This is a genomic window from Arthrobacter sp. UM1, assembly GCF_020483305.1.
Taxonomy (GTDB): Bacteria; Actinomycetota; Actinomycetes; order Actinomycetales; family Micrococcaceae; genus Falsarthrobacter.
In genome coordinates this window covers 52,942-70,334 of the sequence record NZ_JACWAB010000008.1, presented here as the reverse complement: position 1 = coordinate 70,334, position 17,393 = coordinate 52,942, and the positions used below count along the sequence as shown (strand labels likewise).

Annotated in this window: 15 protein-coding genes; 6 read left to right on the top strand and 9 right to left on the bottom strand. The window is 69.9% G+C overall.

Annotation, left to right across the window (positions count from 1 at the left end; genetic code table 11):
- The first annotated feature begins 74 nt into the window (after positions 1-74).
- Positions 75-1,259 (top strand): MarP family serine protease, encoded by a 1,185-nt coding sequence (locus tag H9I38_RS09475; protein ID WP_226338581.1) that lies wholly within the window; start codon positions 75-77, stop codon positions 1,257-1,259.
- An 11-nt stretch (positions 1,260-1,270) separates the two neighbouring features.
- Here the strand turns inward: H9I38_RS09475 and H9I38_RS09470 are convergent, their stop codons facing one another.
- From H9I38_RS09470 to acs, 4 genes are all read right to left on the bottom strand, one after another.
- Entirely contained in the window at positions 1,271-1,936 is a 666-nt protein-coding gene (locus H9I38_RS09470) for a hypothetical protein (RefSeq protein WP_226338580.1), read from the bottom strand.
- Positions 1,933-2,523, bottom strand: coding sequence for a Panacea domain-containing protein (locus tag H9I38_RS09465; protein WP_226338579.1), 591 nt, complete (start codon positions 2,521-2,523; stop codon positions 1,933-1,935). The genes H9I38_RS09470 and H9I38_RS09465 overlap by 4 nt, the downstream gene beginning before the upstream one ends.
- 167 nt (positions 2,524-2,690) lie before the next feature.
- Positions 2,691-3,116, bottom strand: coding sequence for a type II 3-dehydroquinate dehydratase (gene aroQ / locus H9I38_RS09460; RefSeq protein WP_226338578.1), 426 nt, complete (start codon positions 3,114-3,116; stop codon positions 2,691-2,693).
- Positions 3,117-3,748: 632 nt separating this feature from the next.
- Positions 3,749-5,710, bottom strand: a complete 1,962-nt coding sequence (gene acs, locus H9I38_RS09455; protein ID WP_226338577.1) for an acetate--CoA ligase — start codon at positions 5,708-5,710, stop codon at positions 3,749-3,751.
- A gap of 164 nt (positions 5,711-5,874) precedes the next feature.
- On the opposite strand from acs, the gene H9I38_RS09450 reads away from it, so the two are divergent.
- From H9I38_RS09450 to H9I38_RS09440, 3 genes are read left to right on the top strand one after another with little or no spacing between them, the layout of a single operon-like run.
- Positions 5,875-6,771 (top strand): hypothetical protein, encoded by an 897-nt coding sequence (locus H9I38_RS09450; protein WP_226338576.1) that lies wholly within the window; start codon positions 5,875-5,877, stop codon positions 6,769-6,771.
- Positions 6,771-7,556: an endonuclease III gene (gene nth, locus H9I38_RS09445; RefSeq protein ID WP_226338575.1), complete on the top strand. Its 786-nt coding sequence runs from the start codon at positions 6,771-6,773 to the stop codon at positions 7,554-7,556. Before H9I38_RS09450 ends, nth begins: the two co-directional genes overlap by 1 nt.
- Before the next feature lie 9 nt (positions 7,557-7,565).
- On the top strand, positions 7,566-8,237 hold the full coding sequence (locus tag H9I38_RS09440; RefSeq protein WP_226338574.1) for an NUDIX hydrolase: 672 nt from the start codon (positions 7,566-7,568) through the stop codon (positions 8,235-8,237).
- An 11-nt stretch (positions 8,238-8,248) separates the two neighbouring features.
- Here the strand turns inward: H9I38_RS09440 and H9I38_RS09435 are convergent, their stop codons facing one another.
- From H9I38_RS09435 to H9I38_RS09415, 5 genes are all read right to left on the bottom strand, one after another.
- Positions 8,249-10,222, bottom strand: a complete 1,974-nt coding sequence (locus H9I38_RS09435; RefSeq protein WP_226338573.1) for an ABC transporter ATP-binding protein/permease — start codon at positions 10,220-10,222, stop codon at positions 8,249-8,251.
- A gap of 80 nt (positions 10,223-10,302) precedes the next feature.
- Complete coding sequence (locus tag H9I38_RS09430) at positions 10,303-11,412, bottom strand: peptidoglycan-binding domain-containing protein (protein WP_226338572.1); 1,110 nt, start codon at positions 11,410-11,412, stop codon at positions 10,303-10,305.
- Positions 11,409-12,077: a hypothetical protein gene (locus H9I38_RS09425; RefSeq protein WP_226338571.1), complete on the bottom strand. Its 669-nt coding sequence runs from the start codon at positions 12,075-12,077 to the stop codon at positions 11,409-11,411. The genes H9I38_RS09430 and H9I38_RS09425 overlap by 4 nt, the downstream gene beginning before the upstream one ends.
- 318 nt (positions 12,078-12,395) lie before the next feature.
- Complete coding sequence (locus H9I38_RS09420) at positions 12,396-12,779, bottom strand: peptidase inhibitor family I36 protein (RefSeq protein WP_226338570.1); 384 nt, start codon at positions 12,777-12,779, stop codon at positions 12,396-12,398.
- A gap of 344 nt (positions 12,780-13,123) precedes the next feature.
- On the bottom strand, positions 13,124-14,881 hold the full coding sequence (locus H9I38_RS09415) for a bifunctional 3'-5' exonuclease/DNA polymerase (protein ID WP_226338569.1): 1,758 nt from the start codon (positions 14,879-14,881) through the stop codon (positions 13,124-13,126).
- Between the two features lie 191 nt (positions 14,882-15,072).
- On the opposite strand from H9I38_RS09415, the gene ssd reads away from it, so the two are divergent.
- Entirely contained in the window at positions 15,073-16,209 is a 1,137-nt protein-coding gene (ssd, locus tag H9I38_RS09410) for a septum site-determining protein Ssd (protein WP_226338568.1), read from the top strand.
- Positions 16,202-17,377: a TadA family conjugal transfer-associated ATPase gene (locus H9I38_RS09405; protein ID WP_226338567.1), complete on the top strand. Its 1,176-nt coding sequence runs from the start codon at positions 16,202-16,204 to the stop codon at positions 17,375-17,377. The genes ssd and H9I38_RS09405 overlap by 8 nt, the downstream gene beginning before the upstream one ends.
- Positions 17,378-17,393: the final 16 nt, after the last annotated feature.

Genomic DNA, 17,393 nt, shown 5'->3' with positions numbered 1-17,393 from the left:
GGGCGGGCAAGACTGTCAGAGTTGGGGAGGCGCCTGGACCCCGACGGCGCTCGGAAAGGCCCGGTGACGCACCCATGAACCACGTGACGCTCCTCGACGGCGCAGTGATCCTCGGCATCGCCCTCGTGGTGCTGGCCGGGTACCGCCGGGGCCTGCTCACGGCGGGCGGAGCGCTCATGGGGCTGGTCGTGGGCATCGCCGCCTCGCTCACGGCGGCGCCGTGGGCGGCCTCGAAGATCGACTCGCAGTCGCTGCGCCTCATCGTGGTTGTGGTGCTCGTGGTCCTGCTCCTCTCCCTGTTCTCCAGCCTGGGCGCCAGGGTGGGGCACGCGGTCCGCGGTGCGTTCCCGTGGCGGCCCGTCCGCCTCCTCGACGGGATCGGGGGAGCGGCGCTGCACTTCGCCATGTCCATCCTCTTCATCTCGATGCTCGTGTTCGGCGCGAACTCGCTCGGCATGAGCTCCGTGACCAGGGCCGTCTCCGCCTCGCCGGTGCTGCAGACCATCCAGAAGCACACCCCGGCCGCGGTTCAGTCCCTCTTCGCCCAGCTCCGCTCGCCGGCCATCGCCGAGAACCTGCCCAAGATCCACGGCCGCGTCCTGCCGGGCAGCGTCCGGGCCGGCGCGGACTCCTCCGCTCAGACGGACGCGGTCAAGGCGGCGAGCGCCTCCACGGTCCGCGTGAGCGGCGTGGCCGCGCAGTGCTCGCAGTCGCAGTACGGCTCCGGGTTCGTCGTCGCGAAGGACCGGGTGGTGACCAACGCGCACGTCGTAGCCGGCGTCCAGGACGTGGTGGTGGAGATCCCGGGGGCGGAGGCCGTGCAGGGGCGGGTGGTGTACTACAACCCCGTCAAGGACCTGGCCGTGGTGGCCACGGACGGGCTCGAGGCGCAGCCGCTCAAGCTGAGCTCCGGCGCCGCATCCGGGCAGTCCGCCGCGTTCCTCGGGTACCCGCTCGGCGGTCCGCTCGCGATCCGGGCGGCCGCGGTCCAGGGGCTCACGAACATCGCCGTCAGCGGCGAGGACGGCGCCACGCGGCACGGGGTCCAGGTGTACTCCCTCTCCGGCAACGTGGAGCAGGGCAACTCGGGCGGTCCGCTCGTCAACCTCGACGGCGAGGTGGTGGGCGCCGTCTTCGCCAAGTCCACGTCTCAGGCGAACGTGGGCTACGCGCTGACCATGGACGAGCTGCGGCCCGTCATCGACCAGGCGCCGCACCTCACCGAGCCCGTCAGCGACGGCACCTGCGTGCGGGGGTAGGGGAGGGGCCGTTACGGTTCCAGGACCGCGTTCAGGTCGGCCCGGATCGCCGCGGTGGAGCGATACAGCGGAGTGGAGATGCTCTTCTTCTCGATGGGCGTGACGCTCTGGCGCCTTCGGGAGGACTGCGAGGCAGTCCGCACAGGGTCTGTGGCGGTTGAGGTGGAAGCGATGAAGCCGTACTCGGTGCAGTAGTAGGAGACCAGCCGTTCCTCGCGCACATTGAGGATCAGGAATTTGATCCCTGCCGCGTCAGAGGCCTGGACGTGTTTCGCAAAGGCGCCCAGCATCAGCATCGCCCCCAAGCCGCTCCCCTGAACGTCCTGGTCCAGTGCGAACTTTCCCAAGAGGAGTGCCGGGAACGCACCCTGGAGGGCGTTGGCCCACGGCCTGTTGGCCGAATGGGCGGCCCTTTCCGATCGTGCCACTTGTGCTGGGATGATCTGTGCGGCTGAGAGCGTGAAGAAGCCCAACGGCTTTGACTCATTGTCAAGGGGTGAGATGACCCACACGCGGCAGAGGTCCTCCTGCTGCCAGCGATGCGCCGTCGAACAGAACCAGTCCGTCATTCGGGGGTCCTGTCCGCAGTCGAATGCTTCGAGGCAGTGGTCCTCGTCCAGCGCTCGCAGCTGAAGCCCCTTCTCTGCCAATACACGGTTCAGAGCCTCGTTGTTCACAGTGCAGAGCCGTATGCGCGAACAGCGTCTGCGAAGCGGAGGTGCGGCCCCTCCTGCTTTTCCAGCTGTACGAGGGCGGTGGGTGAGACGCGGAAGACCGCTGGAGGAGGCAGCTCGAGTCCTTCGTCTGGGCGCGGCTCCCGGGCGAGGAAGTAGGAGATCAGGTCCGCATGGGGCAGCTCTCCCCGCTGCGAGGCTCCTCGGGACTTCCAGGCATCAGACCAGGCGCTCTCGGTGTGGGTGAGCCTGACAAGCTGTGAGCTCGAGGCGCTCCCGTATGCCTTCCAGACGGCGCCCAGCACATCCTTCGTGTACTCGTCCAGTGCCTGCGGGGGCTCGTCAGCGGTTTTCCGATGCGCCGAGATCGTGGAACCGTCTACTTGCCGCTGACCGGAGTGTGCGTGCAGGAGCTCTCCGACCACAGGCCCGAGCCGCAGGGCGTAGAACGTCTCAGGGAACAGGGGCTGTGCCGTGAGGTGGGCGTGCCATCCGAAAGAGTAGAAGCATAGCTTCTGCAGCTTGAGTGCTTCGATGGAGCCGCCTGCTCGCTCTGTGATGTCCGCAGCCACGTCAAAGACGCTCGTCACAACGCCTGCCTTCCCTGGAATGTCGCCGATGGAGACAAAGATAGTCCGCACATCTGTGCAAGGAAAGGCCTGGCGGCTTCCTACACCCTGAAACGTTCACATTGAGTGAGAAGTCACAGGTGAAGCGGGGGCAGTGCCCTTCCGCTGGCTGCCAGGGACCTCGTCCGCTACTCGCCCGCGAGCAGCTCGATCGCGAACCGGTAGCCCTGCGCCCCCGCGCCCAGAATGACGGCGCGGACCACGGGGGAGAGGAAGGAATGGTGCCGGAACTCCTCGCGGGCGTGGGTGTTGCTGAGGTGGACCTCGACGGCGGGGGCGGGCACACCGCTCAGCGCGTCCCGCAGGGCTACAGAGGTGTGGGTGTAGGCGCCGGCGTTGATGACGATGCCCTTGGCGTCCCGGGCGGCGTGGATCGCGTCGATGAGCTCGCCCTCGTGGTTGGACTGCATGAACTCGATCTCGACGCCGGTCGCCTGCCCGGCCTCGCGGCACAGGGCCTCGATGTCGGCGAGGGTCTGGGTCCCGTAGACCTCGGGCTCGCGGGTGCCGAGGAGGTTGAGGTTGGGTCCGTTGAGGACGGCGATGCGCTCCATGCCCTCAGCGTATCGCCCGGGGGGTTCGGGGCTGGAACGGGGGCGTCGGACCGGATCACGGGATCTGTGCGGGGCCGGAGCAGGGGTGCCGTGCGGTCCGGGGCGGGCGCTGTGCGGGCCTGGGCGGGGGAGGCGGGCTGAGGCGGGCTTGAGCTGAGGCGTGTTCAGAGGCCTGAACCGCGTTATGCACCCGGATCGTTCGGATTCAGCCCTGAAAACCGAACGATCCGGGTGCATAACGCGGGAGGGGGACACGAGCGAGAGAGGCAGGCGCGCACGCGGGAAGGGCAGGTGCGCCCGCGGGCGGTGGAGCAGTAGGGGTTGAGAGGCCTGGACAGCCTTGTGCACCCTCTGTTGTCAGGAATCGGCCTGAATCCTGACAAGAGAGGGTGCACAAGCAGCGGAGGCGGGTGCACAAGCGGGTGGGACGGTCACTCCCGAGGGAGGCGGGGTGAGGCGTGCTTGAGCTAGGGCGTGTTCAGAGGCCTGGACAGCCTTGTGCACCCGGATCGTTCGGAAATCGGCTGGAAAACCGAACGATCCGGGTGCACAAGCAACAGAGGCGGGTGCACAAGCGGGTGCATCTGCCGGGGCCGGCAGGTGCACAAGCGGGAAGGAAAAGGAGAGGGCCTCTACTTCTGCTTGTCCCGCATGTCCGCGGCGATCTGCTGCATGACGCTCGGGTCCGCGAGGGTCATCGTGTCGCCGACCTCGCGGCCCTCCGCCACGTCCTTGAGGAGGCGGCGCATGATCTTGCCGGAGCGGGTCTTCGGCAGCTCCGGTGCCACGAGGACGTTGCGCGGCTTGGCGATCGGCCCGATCTCCTGGCCCACGTGGGCGCGCAGGACGGCCTGCACGTCCTCGCCGTTCTTCACGGCCTCCTCGCCCTCGTCCTGGAGCATGACGAACGCGACGACGGCCTCGCCCGTGGTCTCGTCCTTGGCGCCGATGACCGCGGCCTCGGCCACATACGGGTGGCCCACGAGCGCGGACTCGATCTCGGTGGAGGACAGGCGGTGCCCGGACACGTTCATGACGTCGTCCACGCGGCCGAGCAGCCAGATGTCGCCGTCGTCGTCGCGCTTGGCGCCGTCGCCCGCGAAGTACATGTTCTCGAAGCGGGACCAGTAGGTGTTCTTGTAGCGCTCGGGATCGCCCCAGATGCCGCGGAGCATGGACGGCCACGGCTTGCGCACCACGAGGAAGCCGGACTGGCCGTTGGGCAGGGACTCGCCCATCTCGTCCACCACGTCCAGCTCGATGCCCGGGAACGGCTGCTGCGCCGAGCCCGGCTTGAGCGCGTTGACGCCCGGCAGCGGGGTGAGCATCTGGGAGCCGGTCTCGGTCTGCCACCAGGTGTCCACGATGGGGCAGCGGCCGGCGCCGATGACCCGGTGGTACCAGAGCCAGGCCTCCGGGTTGATGGACTCGCCCACGGAGCCGAGGAGGCGGAGGGAGCTGAGGTCGTACTCGGCGGGGATCTCCTCGCCCCACTTCATGAACGTGCGGATGGCCGTGGGCGCCGTGTAGAGGGTGGTGACCTTGTACTTCTGGACGATCTCCCAGAAGCGGCCCTTGTGCGGCGTGTCCGGCGTGCCCTCGTACATGACCTGCGTGGCGCCCGAGACGAGCGGCGCGTACGCCACGTACGTGTGGCCCGTGACCCAGCCGATGTCCGCGGTGCACCAGAAGACGTCGGTCTCCGGCTTGAGGTCGAACGTGGCCTGGAAGGTCTGCGCGCCCTGGACGAGGTAGCCGCCCGTGGTGTGGAGGATGCCCTTCGGCTTTCCGGTGGTGCCGGAGGTGTAGAGGATGAAGAGCGGGTTCTCCGCCTCGAAGGCCTCGGCGGTGTGCTCCTCGGAGGCCTTGTCCACGGTCTCGTGCCACCAGAGGTCGAGGTCCGGGTTGAACGGGACGTCCTCGCCGTTGCGCTTCACGACGACGACGTTCTTCACCGTGTGCCTCGGCTTCTCGAGGGCCTTGTCCACGGTGGGCTTGAGGCGGGTGGCCTGTCCGCGGCGGTAGGAGCCGTCCGCGGTGACGACGAGCTTGGCCTCGGCGTCGTCGACCCGCTGGCGGAACGCGTCCGGCGAGAAGCCGCCGAAGACCACGCTGTGCGCGGCGCCGAGGCGGGCGCACGCGAGCATCGTGATGACGGCCTCCGGGATCATCGGCAGGTAGACCGCCACGCGGTCCCCCTTCTCCACGCCGAGCTCCGCGAAGGCGTTGGCGGCCTTCTTCACCTCGCGGGTGAGGTCCGCGTACGTGTAGGAGCGGGAGTCGCCCGGCTCGCCCTCGAAGTGGATGGCCACGCGATCCCCGTTGCCCGCCTCGACGTGGCGGTCCAGCGCGTTGTACGCGGCGTTGAGCGTGCCGTCCGCGAACCAGCGGGCGAAGGGCGCGTCAGAGAAGTCCAGCGTCTGGGTGAACTCCTTGTCCCAGGTCACGACGGACCGGGCCGCGTCCGCCCAGAACGTCTCCGGGTCCCTGCCCGAGTCCACGAACTCCTGGCCGTACCGGGCGTTCTCCACGAACTCCTTGCTCGGAGGGAAGGTCTGCTCGGCTCCCTGGGCCGTGTCCTGCTCGGCGCTCATTGCTGTGATCCTTTCCGATCGATCCCCCTGGTGACGGGGATCACTGTTCCTCACTCTAAGCCAGTCTTAGCAGGTGAGGGAGCGCCAGCGCACGCCGAACGCCCAGCGTTCTCCGATAGCCTGGACAGCCCCGATCCGCCACAGCCGATGATCAAGGAGAGAGTGTGTCGTTTCGCGCCAGGGAGCGCTCGAGCGTGAGCGCCGTGCCGAACGGTCCGGACCCGGACTTCGTCCCGCCGGAGTCCCGGCGCACGGCGGTGGCCGTGTGGAGCCTGCGCGAGGCCGTCCTCGCCGGAGCCGTGGCCGTGCTGGCCGTCTGCGGCACGTTCGCCGTCAACGCGAGCTCCGCCCCGAGCCTCTACGGGCACGTGGCCCTCTTCCTCATGCCGGTGGCGATCGGCATGTGGATGCTCCTGCGCCCGCTCGTCCGCGGCGTCAACGGCCGCGTGGCCGGCCTCAACGTGGAGCAGTGGGCCACGGCGGTCTCCCTCAACGCCCTCCTGTACGCCTTGGTGCTCGCGTCCGAGGACATGTCCTTCCCGACGGCGCTCGCGGTCCTCGCCGCCGCCGCCATGACGGCGGCCACCGCCTTCGCCCGCTGGATCCCGGCCTTCTCCCGGGACCTCGGTCACGACTTCACCACGCGCGCCTCCGCCGCGAACCCCAAGGTGGCGGCCATGCTCCAGACCACCGCGCTGCCGAGCCTCGGGAGCACGACGGCGACGACGGCCTTCCCCGCCGCAGGCTCCGCCGGAGCGCAGCAGGAGAGCCGCCCGGCCGGACGCGGGGACAGCGCCCGCGGTCTGGGCCGCGCCGGGTCCCAGGGGGCCCGCGAGGAGCGTCCCCAGACCCGGCGGGAGCCGAACTCCCGGCAGCCCTTCTGGTTCGCGGTGCCCGAGCGCAGGGCGGTGCGGGACGCGCGGACCGGCGTCGTCGTGGGCCATGCCCGGCCCGGGATCTGGATCCTGGCGCGGGAGGACTGGGGAGACTCGCTCGTCGTCGAGCTCGAGGACGGGGCGCGGGGCACGCTCGCGGACCTCCGCGGGATCGAGCGCGCGTAGTGGCGCGGGAGGAGACGCGGCTGGGGCTCGTGCGGCGCGCGCGGAAGATCAACCGGATCCTCGCGGACTTCTATCCGTACGCGGTGCCGGAGCTGGACTTCGAGAACGCGTTCGAGCTGCTCGTGGCCACCGTGCTCTCCGCCCAGACCACGGACGTGCGCGTCAACGAGGTGACGCCGCGGCTGTTCGCCGCCTACCCGGACGCGGCCTCGCTCGCGGCGGCGCGGGTGGAGGACGTCGAGGAGATCGTGCGGCCCACCGGGTTCTTCCGGGCCAAGACGGGCAGCATCATGGGGATCGCGAGCGCGCTCGTGGAGCGGTTCGGGGGAGAGGTGCCGCCGCGGCAGGCGGACCTCGTGACGCTCCCGGGCGTGGGGCGCAAGACGGCCAACGTGGTGCTGCACGGCGCGTTCGGCGTCCCCGGCATCACCGTGGACACGCACTTCGGGCGGCTGGCCCGGCGGCTCGGGTTCACGGAGCTCGAGGACCCGGTCAAGGTCGAGCGGGAGGTCGGCGAGCTGTTCCCGCGCAAGGACTGGTCCGTGCTCTCCCAGAACCTCGTCTTCCACGGCCGGCGCATCTGCCACGCGCGGCGGCCGGCGTGCGGGATCTGCCCGATCGCGAAGCTCTGCCCCAGCTACGGGATCGGGGAGACGGACCCGCTCGGCGCGCAGGCGCTCGGCAGGTACGAGCTGGCGCCGGGGCGCGAGGAGCTGCGGGAGTTCATGCTCGCAGGGAAGACCCGGCGCGAGCTGCGGGCGATGGGATACCCGCTCTCGGCGTAGGGTGTCCGTGTGCCCGCCCCGACTGACTCCCGTGCCGCCCGCTCCGAGCTCGAAGCCCTCGTGGAGCGCGCCGCAGCCGGCCCCGTGGCGCGGCTCGCCCGCCTGAACCGGGACTACGCGAGGTCCGCGGCCCGCTCCGGGCGCCAGGCGAGCGTGCTCATGCTCTTCGGCGAGGTCGAGGGGGAGGTCAGCGTGCTCCTCACCCAGCGCGCCGCGACGCTCCGCACGCACGCCGGGCAGGTGGCCTTCCCGGGCGGATCCCAGGACCCGGCGGACTCCGGCGCGGTGGCCGCAGCCGTCCGCGAGGCCGAGGAGGAGACGGGGCTGCTCGAGGAGGACTACACCGTGCTCGGCGCGCTGGACCCGGTGCCCGTGCCGATCTCGGGCTTCCTCGTGACGCCGGTGCTCGCCTGGTGGGACGCGCCGCGGCTGCTGGCCCCCGTGGACCCGGGGGAGACGGCCCGCGTGTTCACCGTGCCCGTGCGGGACCTGGCGGACGCGAGCCTGCGCGTCACCACGGAGCTGCGCCGGGACTCCCACGTCTTCCGCGGGCCCGGGTTCGAGGTGGCGGAGACGCTCGTCTGGGGGTTCACGGGGTACCTCGTGGAGGCGCTGCTCGAGGAGCTCGGCTGGTCCGAGCCCGTGGCCGGGAGCCGGACGGTGGACCCGCGGGGGTATTAGGGGTCAGCTGTTCACAGACGCAGTCCGGCCGCTGGCTCGATGCGTGCGGCCTTCGACGCCGGCAGCGCGGCCGCGAGAGCCCCCACACCTGTTCCCGTGGCCAGGCCGAGTGAGGTCATCGCTGCAGGATCGAGCACAGGGGTCCAACCGTTGACGAGGCTGAGGGCAAGGACTGCCAGGATGCCGAACAGGATGCCCAGGGTCCCGCCCGCGAGGCCCATAACGGCCCCCTCTGCAATGAACTGTCTGGCGACTGATCCGCGGCTTTGTCCGAGCGCCCTGCGCAATGAGATCTCGCCCGTGCGGCTGACGACGGAGAGGTGCATGCTCGTGGCTGCGGAGAGCGAGGCCAAGAGGAGGAGGACAGCCGAGAGAACGCCTGCCATGACCGAGAGGTCACTGCCTACACCTCGACGCAGCGAGCGCAGGTCGGCGGTGGTCTGAACGTGGATCGCGCCCGGGGACCCCGGGCTGAGGGTGCGCGGAATCGCCTCGGCGAGCGCGGTGGTGAAGCCCGGCCGGGTTTCAACCGTGTAAGAGAGCCGGAAGGGGCCGGTTTTCCGCGCAGCGGCCGGATTCACAAAGACCCGGGAGTCCACGAGGGGATCGCCGCGCGGAGCGAGAACGCGAACCACGCTGGTGTGGGCGCTTCCGACATAAACCGTCACCTCGGGTGCGGCCCGGTCCACACTGAGGGCTTGCGCGGCGTCCGCGCCGAGGACCGCTTGGTCCCCGCCAGCCTCATCGTCCCAGAGGGGGAGCGGTGCCGGGTCGATCTGCCGCATCCGCCCCGCACTCGCGGCGGCGATGCTGACGGGCTTCTGCCTGTCAACGGTGTGGAGCCCTACGACGCGTGTGACCCCCTGAACGGGATCGAGGCCTTCGAAGCCCACGCTCACCACACCCGCCAGTCTGGAGACGGCTTCCTCGACTGCGTGAAGCTCGGAGGGTTCGGGGACGGCGCGGTACTGCTCCGCCTGCGGTGCGCTGTGACCGGGCTCGTGGGCGTTCGGAGCGGGCTTCCGCTCGTCCGTGAAGGCCAAGCGGCTGAGGGCTGCGGCGTCGATCCTGTCGGAGACTTGTGCTCGAGCGGTCTCAGCGAGGCCGGTGGATGCCACGAGTCCTCCCACCCCCAGGGCGAACGCCAGAATGAGCAGAAGGCCGCGCGTCGCAGAGGCCCAGACGGCGTTCACGGCGTCAGACGCGGAGTCGGCCGCTCGGGTGGCCAGACGGCGGGTCATGGGCTCTCCAACGGGTCGGCGCCGTGGGGGCCCCGTCCGCGCGGACCGTGCCCTGCCCGGGCGGGCGGCTTGCGACGTCGTCGGCAGCAGAGAGGCGGAGGGGAGGCCCTCGGCGGCGAGCGGGACAGCGTTCTCTGTCTGCCCGGCGGAAAGGCGTCCGTCCAGCATCTCGAGGCGGCGGTCTGCCCAGGCCGCCACAGACGGGTCGTGGGTGATGACGACGACGGCAGCGCCCTGTTCGGCCAGCGAGCGCAGATGACCCATGACGGTGCGGGCGTTGGCGCTGTCGAGGCTGCCTGTGGGCTCGTCGGCGAGGATGAGCGCGGGAGCTCCGGCCACAGCTCGGGCCACTGCCGCGCGCTGCCTCTCCCCGCCGGAGAGCAGCCGTGAGGGCGAAGACGCGCGGTGGCCGAGGCCGTATTCGTGCAAGAGCTCCACGGCGCGGTGCACTCGCTCCCGAAACGGGCGGCCCTGGAGGCGCAGGCCGAGCGCGACATTGACACGTGTGTTCTCGTGTCCCATGAGGTGGCTGGACTGGAACACGAAGCCGAGGTGGTTTCCACGGAAGCGGTCCCGTTCCCGTTCGGTCAGGGTCGAGACCTCGGTGCCGAGGATCTCAACGCGCCCGTCTGTGGGACGATCCAGAAGGCCCATGATGTTGAGCAGCGTGGACTTGCCGGAGCCAGAGGGGCCCACGATGGCGAGGACTTCGCCCGCGAAAGCCTCGAGAGACGCATGATCCAAGGCCACGGTCTCCGGGGCCGGCCCGAACACCCTTCGGACACTCTCCAGCCGCAGCACCGGCTCGGAAGGCTGGGGCAGCGTTACGGAATCCACAGAGTGTGGCCCTCCGAGAGCTCGCCCTCCAGAACGGAGACGGCTGCCCACCCCTCGGCCTGAGAGGTGACGTTGAGACGGACGAGCGAGGGCTCGGAATCCCGGTCTTTGGCGGCCAGAACGGCGTAGCCGCCCTCATGCTGCCGGAGCGCGATGAGCGGAACGGCAAGTCCGGGTGGTGCAGCGGAGGTGAGCTCCACGGTCACGGTTCGGTTGTCCGGCAGAGACGCGAACGAGGGGTCCGGGTGGACGGTGACGGCGCGGCCCAGCACCTGCTCCTCGTTCTTGGCGAACGGACCCACTTCGGCGACTCGGCCCGTCCCCGTGACCGTGCCCGCAGCGAGCTTGACGCTCGCTCCCGGGCTGAGACTGTCCGCGAGGGGCAGCGTGGCGAACCCGGAGACCGCCAGCCCGCCGGAGGAGACGGTGAGGAACGGGTTCTTCTCGCCGACCGTGCTCGCGACGGCGGCCGTCCGGATCACCGTGGCAGACCGAAGATCGGCTTTCACGAAGGAGGCCAGACGGATGACCGTCTCCTTGCGCGTCCTGGCGGGCGGAGGAACGAGCTGGTTCGTGTGGATGAGCTGAACGGCTTCCAACGTCACCTCGTCGACGACTCCCGTGGCCCGCACCCCGGGGAAGCCACTGGAGGCCAGTTCTCGCTGGAAGGCGAGCACGTCCCGGCCCCGGTCTCCGAGTCTGAGGTCCCGGTAGAGCGGGACCCGAGAAGACACAGCGAAGAGAGGGACGCCGGCGAGCTCGCCGAGGTAGTCGAAGGCATGCAGGGTGCGGCCCTCAGCCACAGCCATGTGGGTGACGGTGGCAGAGACACCGGAGGGCGGCTCCGTGAGGAGCGGCTGTTCGATTCCGCGGGTGATCTTGCCGGTGAACGGCGCGTGGGCGGTCACCGCGCGGCGCTCGGCCGAGGCAAACGCCTGAATTCTCTCCGGGGCAGAGTTAAGCGCTTTCTCCGTGGGGGTGGTGAGGGCGCCGCCCAGAAGGAACGAGCCGATCAGCGCGGCGACGACGGCGAGCACAAAGCCCGCGGTGAGCCAAGGCCGGTTGAGTCGCCGGGGTCGAGAGTGGAGTGCGGTCATGGAGTCGGTGTTTCGAGGGTGGGGTTCTGGGCAAGGTAGGCCTTGGCTTCGGCGATCTGTGTGTCGATGCGTTCGCGCCGCTGTTTCAGGGCTGCTTCGTTCTCGGTGATGACGGTGTCCTGGTAGGCGGCTTCGAGGTCGGCGAGGGTCTGGATGACGTTGTGCTTCTTCTTGCAGGCGATGTCGGCCAGGGCGATGCGGATGCTCTCGGGGGTGGTCTCGAGGGTGCCTTCGGGGGACCAGGTGTCGGGGTCGTCTTTGATGGAGTAGCCGGCGTCGCGGATGCAGGACTTCCAGGCGGAGACGGTCCGGTTCCATTGGGGGTCCTGGACTGCTGCGGCGTAGGCCCTGAGGCGGAGCTTCTCGTTGAGAGAGGTGAAATCAAATCCCTCAATGTCCCCGTGCTTGTTGAAGAACTCCTTTGAGCACCTCTCGTATTCGCGAAGTTCGGCGCTTCCGCTGCCCTGCGATTGGTCATCATTGTCGGAGGGGTGAGGCGGAAGGACATAACCATATTTTGCGGCATTTGACTCGTGCCAGATTCCGTAAATCCGGTCTTCAAATCGCGGTCTGCGTTCTGTGAACCGTCGGCCCTCGGCGGGGAGCCCCGATTCTCTCAGGCATCTGTTTGTCTTCTCATGGGCGAATTCACTATAGAGATTCATCTCTTCGACTGAAGGCCCAAAGCGGTCGATTGGAAAGTCAATGTGGCCCTTGCTCGGGTTGAGGTGGGCGGTTGCTTGTCCTTTAGAAAGCGTTTGGCTCCCATCAGTGGCAACCGAGCAGGAGGTCAACGAGAGGAGGGTTGCGCACAGCAGGGCGACTAATTCTGCTGAGGGGGACGTAGTCCGATGTGATTTGTTTTTCAACTGAGGGCTCTGTTTCAGCAAGTTTTCAAGTTCATTGATTGCGGTATGGGGGCGGGGAGCGCCTCGCGTCTTCTGCTGGGGGCGCTCCCCGTGTGGAATGTTCATTCCAAGCGGTCAGAATCGAACATAGCTCGAGATCTTGTCATTCCAGTTGCTGATCCAAGCGGGTGTGCCGGGGTGGTCTGCGTACTGGCGGAGATCATTGATTCCCATCCAAGGGCTGATCCCAAACCGCCTGCCCTGGAGATTTGCATCGCTGTACACTTGGACTTGCCGTCCGTGGTTGTTGTGCAAGCTGGTCGCTCGCTCGTTTGCGGCATTGACGAAGTTGACTTGGTCTGGGCTGAAGTTCCATTTGGATCCTGAATAGTTCAGGTGGTCCCACATGCACATTCTGTACCCACAGTCGAATGCAGCATTGGCGGGTGTGGCCGGCGTCAGCGCCAGAGGCGCCGCGACGGTGCCTGCCATGAGAAGCATGGCCAGTTTCTTCTTCACGAGAAGCTCCTTTGCTTTTCTGGTGTTCGGGAAGAGCTGGCGAGCGCCACATGGATGAAGTTACTGCACTTTCCTGTGGCCTCATTGCCGCCCATTTCGAGAGGGAACCTCAGAAATCGTGTAGGTTTCCTTCTGGATTTAAAGGGTGCGAACGGCCATTGAATCGGGAAAATCCCTGAAGATTCGGGGCGCAGCCCGTCGAATGAGTGTGGGCATGAGCATCGGAAGGCGGCGCCTTCAGCGCCAGAGGCCAGGAAAACAGAGCGCCAAAGAGGCGGAATCTTGCCGGAGAAGCTTCTGCAAAAACGGTGCCCTCGTCTCTTCTCAGGCCCCGCCTTCGCTCCCTACTCCTTCGTCTCTGCGTAGACCTGCACCGCGGCAGCCGTGAGCGGGAAGTCCACGGGGATCTCGCCGAACAGCGTCCGCGTAGCCTGGTCCGCCGCCTCCTGGACGAGGGCGAGAGCCCGCGGCACGGCGTCGTCGTCGGCATGGAGGATGACCTCGTCGTGGAGGAAGTACACGAGCTCGGCCGTGCCCGGGAACTCCTGGCGGAGGCGGGTGCGGAGGGTGCCGAGCCAGCAGAGCGCCCACTCGGCGGCTGAGGACTGCACCGCGAAGTTGCGGGCGAAACGGCCGTAGGCGCGCGCCGCCGAGGCGTCCTGCCGCTCGCGGGGAAGGGGGTCGAGGCTCTCGGCCTCGCGCTCGGAGAGCCCGTCCACGGGGGTGCCGCGGCCGAGGAAGCTCTGGACGGCGAGGCCCTGCTCGCCGCGGCGCGCCGCCTCCTCCACGAGCGCCACCGCGCGGGGGTATGCGCGCGTGAGCACGGGGACGTAGGCGCCGGCCTCGCCCGTCGTCGCGCCGTACATGGCGCCGAGGACGGCGATCTTGGCGTGGTCGCGGCGGCCCTCGAAGGCGTCGTCCGCGATGGCCTGGTAGAGGTCGTGCCCCCGGGCCGCCTCGGCGAGCGCGGTGTCCCGGCTCATCGCGGCGAGGACGCGCGGCTCCAGCTGGGAGACGTCCGCGACGACGAGCTTGCGCCCCGGCTCGGCTCGCACCGTGGCGCGCAGCTCGCGCGGCAGCTGCATGAGGCCCCCGCCGAGCGAGACCCAGCGGCCGCTCGGCACGCCGCCGGGCACGTACTCGCTGCGCAGCCGCCCGCCGTGGACCCACGTGTCCAGCCAGTGCCAGCCGTTCGTGGTGGCGAGGCGGGCGAGCTTCTTGTACTGGAGGATCGCCGCGATGGCGGGGTTGTCCTGCAGCGGCCGCAGCTCCCACTTGCGCGTGGAGGAGACCTGGAAGCCGGCCCGCTTGAGAGCGCGGAGGACGTCCGCGGGGGAGTCCGGGTTGACCTTGCCGACGCCGAGGAGGGACTCGATCTCCTGCGCCCGGCGCTCGAGCTCGCGCGGCCGCACGCCCTCGAGCTCGCGCGGCCGCACGCCCTCGGGCACGCGGGGGCCGAGGCGCTCGGTGAGGAGGCGCTCGTGCTCGGCGCGGTCCCACGGGAGCCCGTCCACCTCGAGATCCGCGGCGACGAGCCCGCCCGCCGACTCCGCCCGGACGAGCAGCCCGAGGCGGCGGGGGTCCGAGCTCGCGGCGACGGCGGCGGTCTGCGCCTGGAACTCGGCGACCACCTCCGCGAGGGTCTGGGCCACGGGCCGGTTGTGGCCGCGGGCGAGCGCGTGGGGCAGCCCCGGGAAGCGGTGGCCGCTCTGGCCGCCGAAGCCCTCGAAGAGCGTCTCCTGGGAGGCCTGCTCCTCGGTCATCCAGGGGCGGTCCTCGGGATCCGCGGCAAGCGGCGGCTCGGACTGGGAGCGGAGGGCGCGGGTGTAGTCGCTCGGCTGCACGAGCGGCGAGTTCCGCAGGATGCGGCGGGTGAGCCAGAGATCGTGCGCTCGGGGCAGGGAGAGTCCGGCGAGGCGCAGCTCGACGGCGGGGTAGCGGACGCGGTCGAACACCCAGAGCGCCGAGGCGTAGTCCGGGTGGCGGGCCATGCGGATGAGCCGGTCCACGGTGAGGGTCCTGGGCGCCGCGAGGGGACGGCCGCTCGCGTCCAGGGGCTGGACGTCATAGCCCTCCGGGGTGCGAGCGGCGGCGAGGATCATGCCTCCAGTATGGCGCGGGCGGACGTGGTGGCGAGACGCGGGCTGGGGGTGGCGTGCGGCGCGGGCGGTGCGGGACGCGGGACGGGCGCAGGTCCTCCACAGGCCGTTCCGCCGCGGCGCGGCGGGAACGCTGTCCACGTTTCGCGGAGGCCCGGCACCCGCGGGTCCCTTCCCGCGGTGGGGTGGAGGGCATGAACGACGACGAGCTGGCCGCCCTGGCCGAACCCGAGCCCCCGTGCGAGCCTCGCGGCTTTGATGAATTCACCGCCTATCCCGAGCCGTTCCGGGAACCGTACAGTCCTCCCGAGCAGCGGCAGACCGCCCCGCTGGTCCTGGTCACGCGGGACTGGAACCTCACCGAGGAGGCTGCCGCCGTGGTGGCCGCGGCGTCCTGTGAGCTCGGCGTGGTGACACGGCCCGAGCAGTGGGAGGGGCCGCCTCCCCTGGCGTGGTGGACGGATCCGGAGAGCTGCTATGAGGCGGGAAGGACCCTGCCGGACGTGGTGGTCTGCCGGGAGGACGCCCAAGATGCCGCCTGGCCCGCGGCGGAATGGGCGGGAGGCGTGCCCGTGGCAGTGCTGCCGAAAGCGGCGCCGTGGCTCGTGAGCCGACTGCTCCGGCAGGGCGCGGGGCCGCAGGGCCGTCTCATCGGGGTCGTCTCCGGATCAGGCGGGCTGGGGTGCACCACGCTGGCGGCTCTGCTCGGACTGTACGGGGCGCGCACCGGGGCCTCGGTCCTCCTGGCCGAGGCGGACGCGCACGGCTACGGAGTCATGGACGCGCTCGCCGCCGAGGACGCCTTCGGCCTGGGGTGGGAGGACTTCGGGCGCGTGCAGGGAAAGCTCAACCCCACGGAGATCGCCGCCGAGCTGCCCACCGTGGACAAGCTGGCCGTGCTGGGGCGGAGGTCTCCGAGCGGGGCCTTTCCGGACGAGGGGTCGCGGGACAGCATCCTGACCGCGGTCCGCTCTGCGTTCGAGACGGTCGTCCTGGACCTCGGGCGATCTCCGGCCGTGGACCCGTCCGTGGCCGAGGCCTGTGACGAGATCCTGCTCCTCGTCGCGCCCACCAAGCGGGGGATCGAGTGCGCCCGGGACATGGCCGCACGCGTCGGGCCGGAGAAGGCGGCCTGCGTGGTGGTCCAGCGCCGCCGCGGGTTGAGCCAGCCCTCGGCCCCGCTCGTGGCGGATCTCGTGGGGCTGCCGAGGCTGGGCGTCTTCGCCTACTCGAAGGAGATCGCGCTCGCGGAGGACGCCGGGGCGCTCTCTGCGCTGACCTCCCGTCCGGAGATCGCCCGGCTCTGCGCCAAGGCGATGCGCCGTGTCTGAGCGGCTGGCCCTGCTCGAGGAGAGCGGAGTGGTCGCCGGTGTGCGCGGCCGCCTCGCGGGACAGGCGGACGCGGGGCTCGGGCCGGTGGAGATCGGCCGTGCGCTCGCCGCACAGGGGAGGCTGCTGGGCTCGGACGGCGTGCTCGCCGCGGCTCCGGCGGTCACGGCGCACGTTCGCGGCCTGGGCGCTCTGCAGCCCCTCGTGGACGACCCGTCCGTCACCGACATCCTCGTCAACGGCCCCCTGAAGATCTGGGTGGACCGGGGCCAGGGGCTTGAGCGCATCCAGGCCCGCTTCTCCTCCGAGGAGGAGGTGCGGAGGCTGGCCCAGCGCCTCATCTCTCTGGGAGGCCGGAGGATCGACGACGCCCGCCCCTGCGCTGACGTGCAGCTGCGCGGCTGCCGAGTCCACGCCGTGCTTCCGCCCGTGGCCAGCCGGGGGACGCTCATCTCCGTCCGCGTGGCGCGCCCGCGGCGGACGTCGCTGGAGTCCTTCCTCGGGGAGGGCGTACAGGACGAGTACGCGCGCCACGTGCTGGAGGCGGTGGTCCGGCGGCGGAGGAACTTCCTCGTGTCCGGCGGGACGGGGTCCGGGAAGACCACGCTTCTCGGGCACCTGTTGGGGCTGGTCCCGGAGGACGAGCGGATCCTCCTCGTGGAGGACGCCGCCGAGCTGGATCCGCGCCATCCCCACGCCGTCTCGCTCCAGAGCCGCGAGGCCAACACGGAGGGCGAGGGCGAGCTGTCCGTGGCCGAGCTGGTGCGGCAGGCCCTCCGGATGAGGCCGGACCGCCTGGTGGTGGGCGAGTGCCGCGGCGCCGAGGTCCGTGAGCTCCTCACAGCCATGAACACGGGGCATCAGGGATCCGGCGGGACTCTGCACGCGAACTCCGCGGACGCGGTGCCGGCGCGATTGGCCGCTCTCGGGGCACTCGCCGGGATGGACGTGTCCACCACGGCGCTCTATGCGGCCTCGGCCCTGGACGCAGTCATCCACGTGCGCCGGGACCGCGGGAGCCGGAGGATCGAGCAGATCGGCGTCTTCGAGGCCAGCCCGGACGAGTCCGGACAGCCGCGGATGCGGGTGGTGCCCGCCCTCGTCTTCCACGGCGGGGCGTGGAGCGCCCGCGAGGGGATGGAGAGGCTGGAGGCGCTGTGCGGATTCTGAAGGCGCAGCAAGCGGG

What these genes read in the sequence shown, in the direction of transcription:
- H9I38_RS09475 (WP_226338581.1), top strand. Translation starts at nt 75, where the DNA reads ATGAACCACGTGACGCTCCTCGACGGCGCAGTGATCCTCGGCATCGCC.
- aroQ (WP_226338578.1), bottom strand. Translation starts at nt 3,116, where the DNA reads ATGGAGCGCATCGCCGTCCTCAACGGACCCAACCTCAACCTCCTCGGC.
- acs (WP_226338577.1), bottom strand. Translation starts at nt 5,710, where the DNA reads ATGAGCGCCGAGCAGGACACGGCCCAGGGAGCCGAGCAGACCTTCCCT.
- H9I38_RS09430 (WP_226338572.1), bottom strand. Translation starts at nt 11,412, where the DNA reads ATGACCGCACTCCACTCTCGACCCCGGCGACTCAACCGGCCTTGGCTC.
- H9I38_RS09425 (WP_226338571.1), bottom strand. Translation starts at nt 12,077, where the DNA reads ATGAATCTCTATAGTGAATTCGCCCATGAGAAGACAAACAGATGCCTG.
- H9I38_RS09415 (WP_226338569.1), bottom strand. Translation starts at nt 14,881, where the DNA reads ATGATCCTCGCCGCCGCTCGCACCCCGGAGGGCTATGACGTCCAGCCC.
- ssd (WP_226338568.1), top strand. Translation starts at nt 15,073, where the DNA reads ATGAACGACGACGAGCTGGCCGCCCTGGCCGAACCCGAGCCCCCGTGC.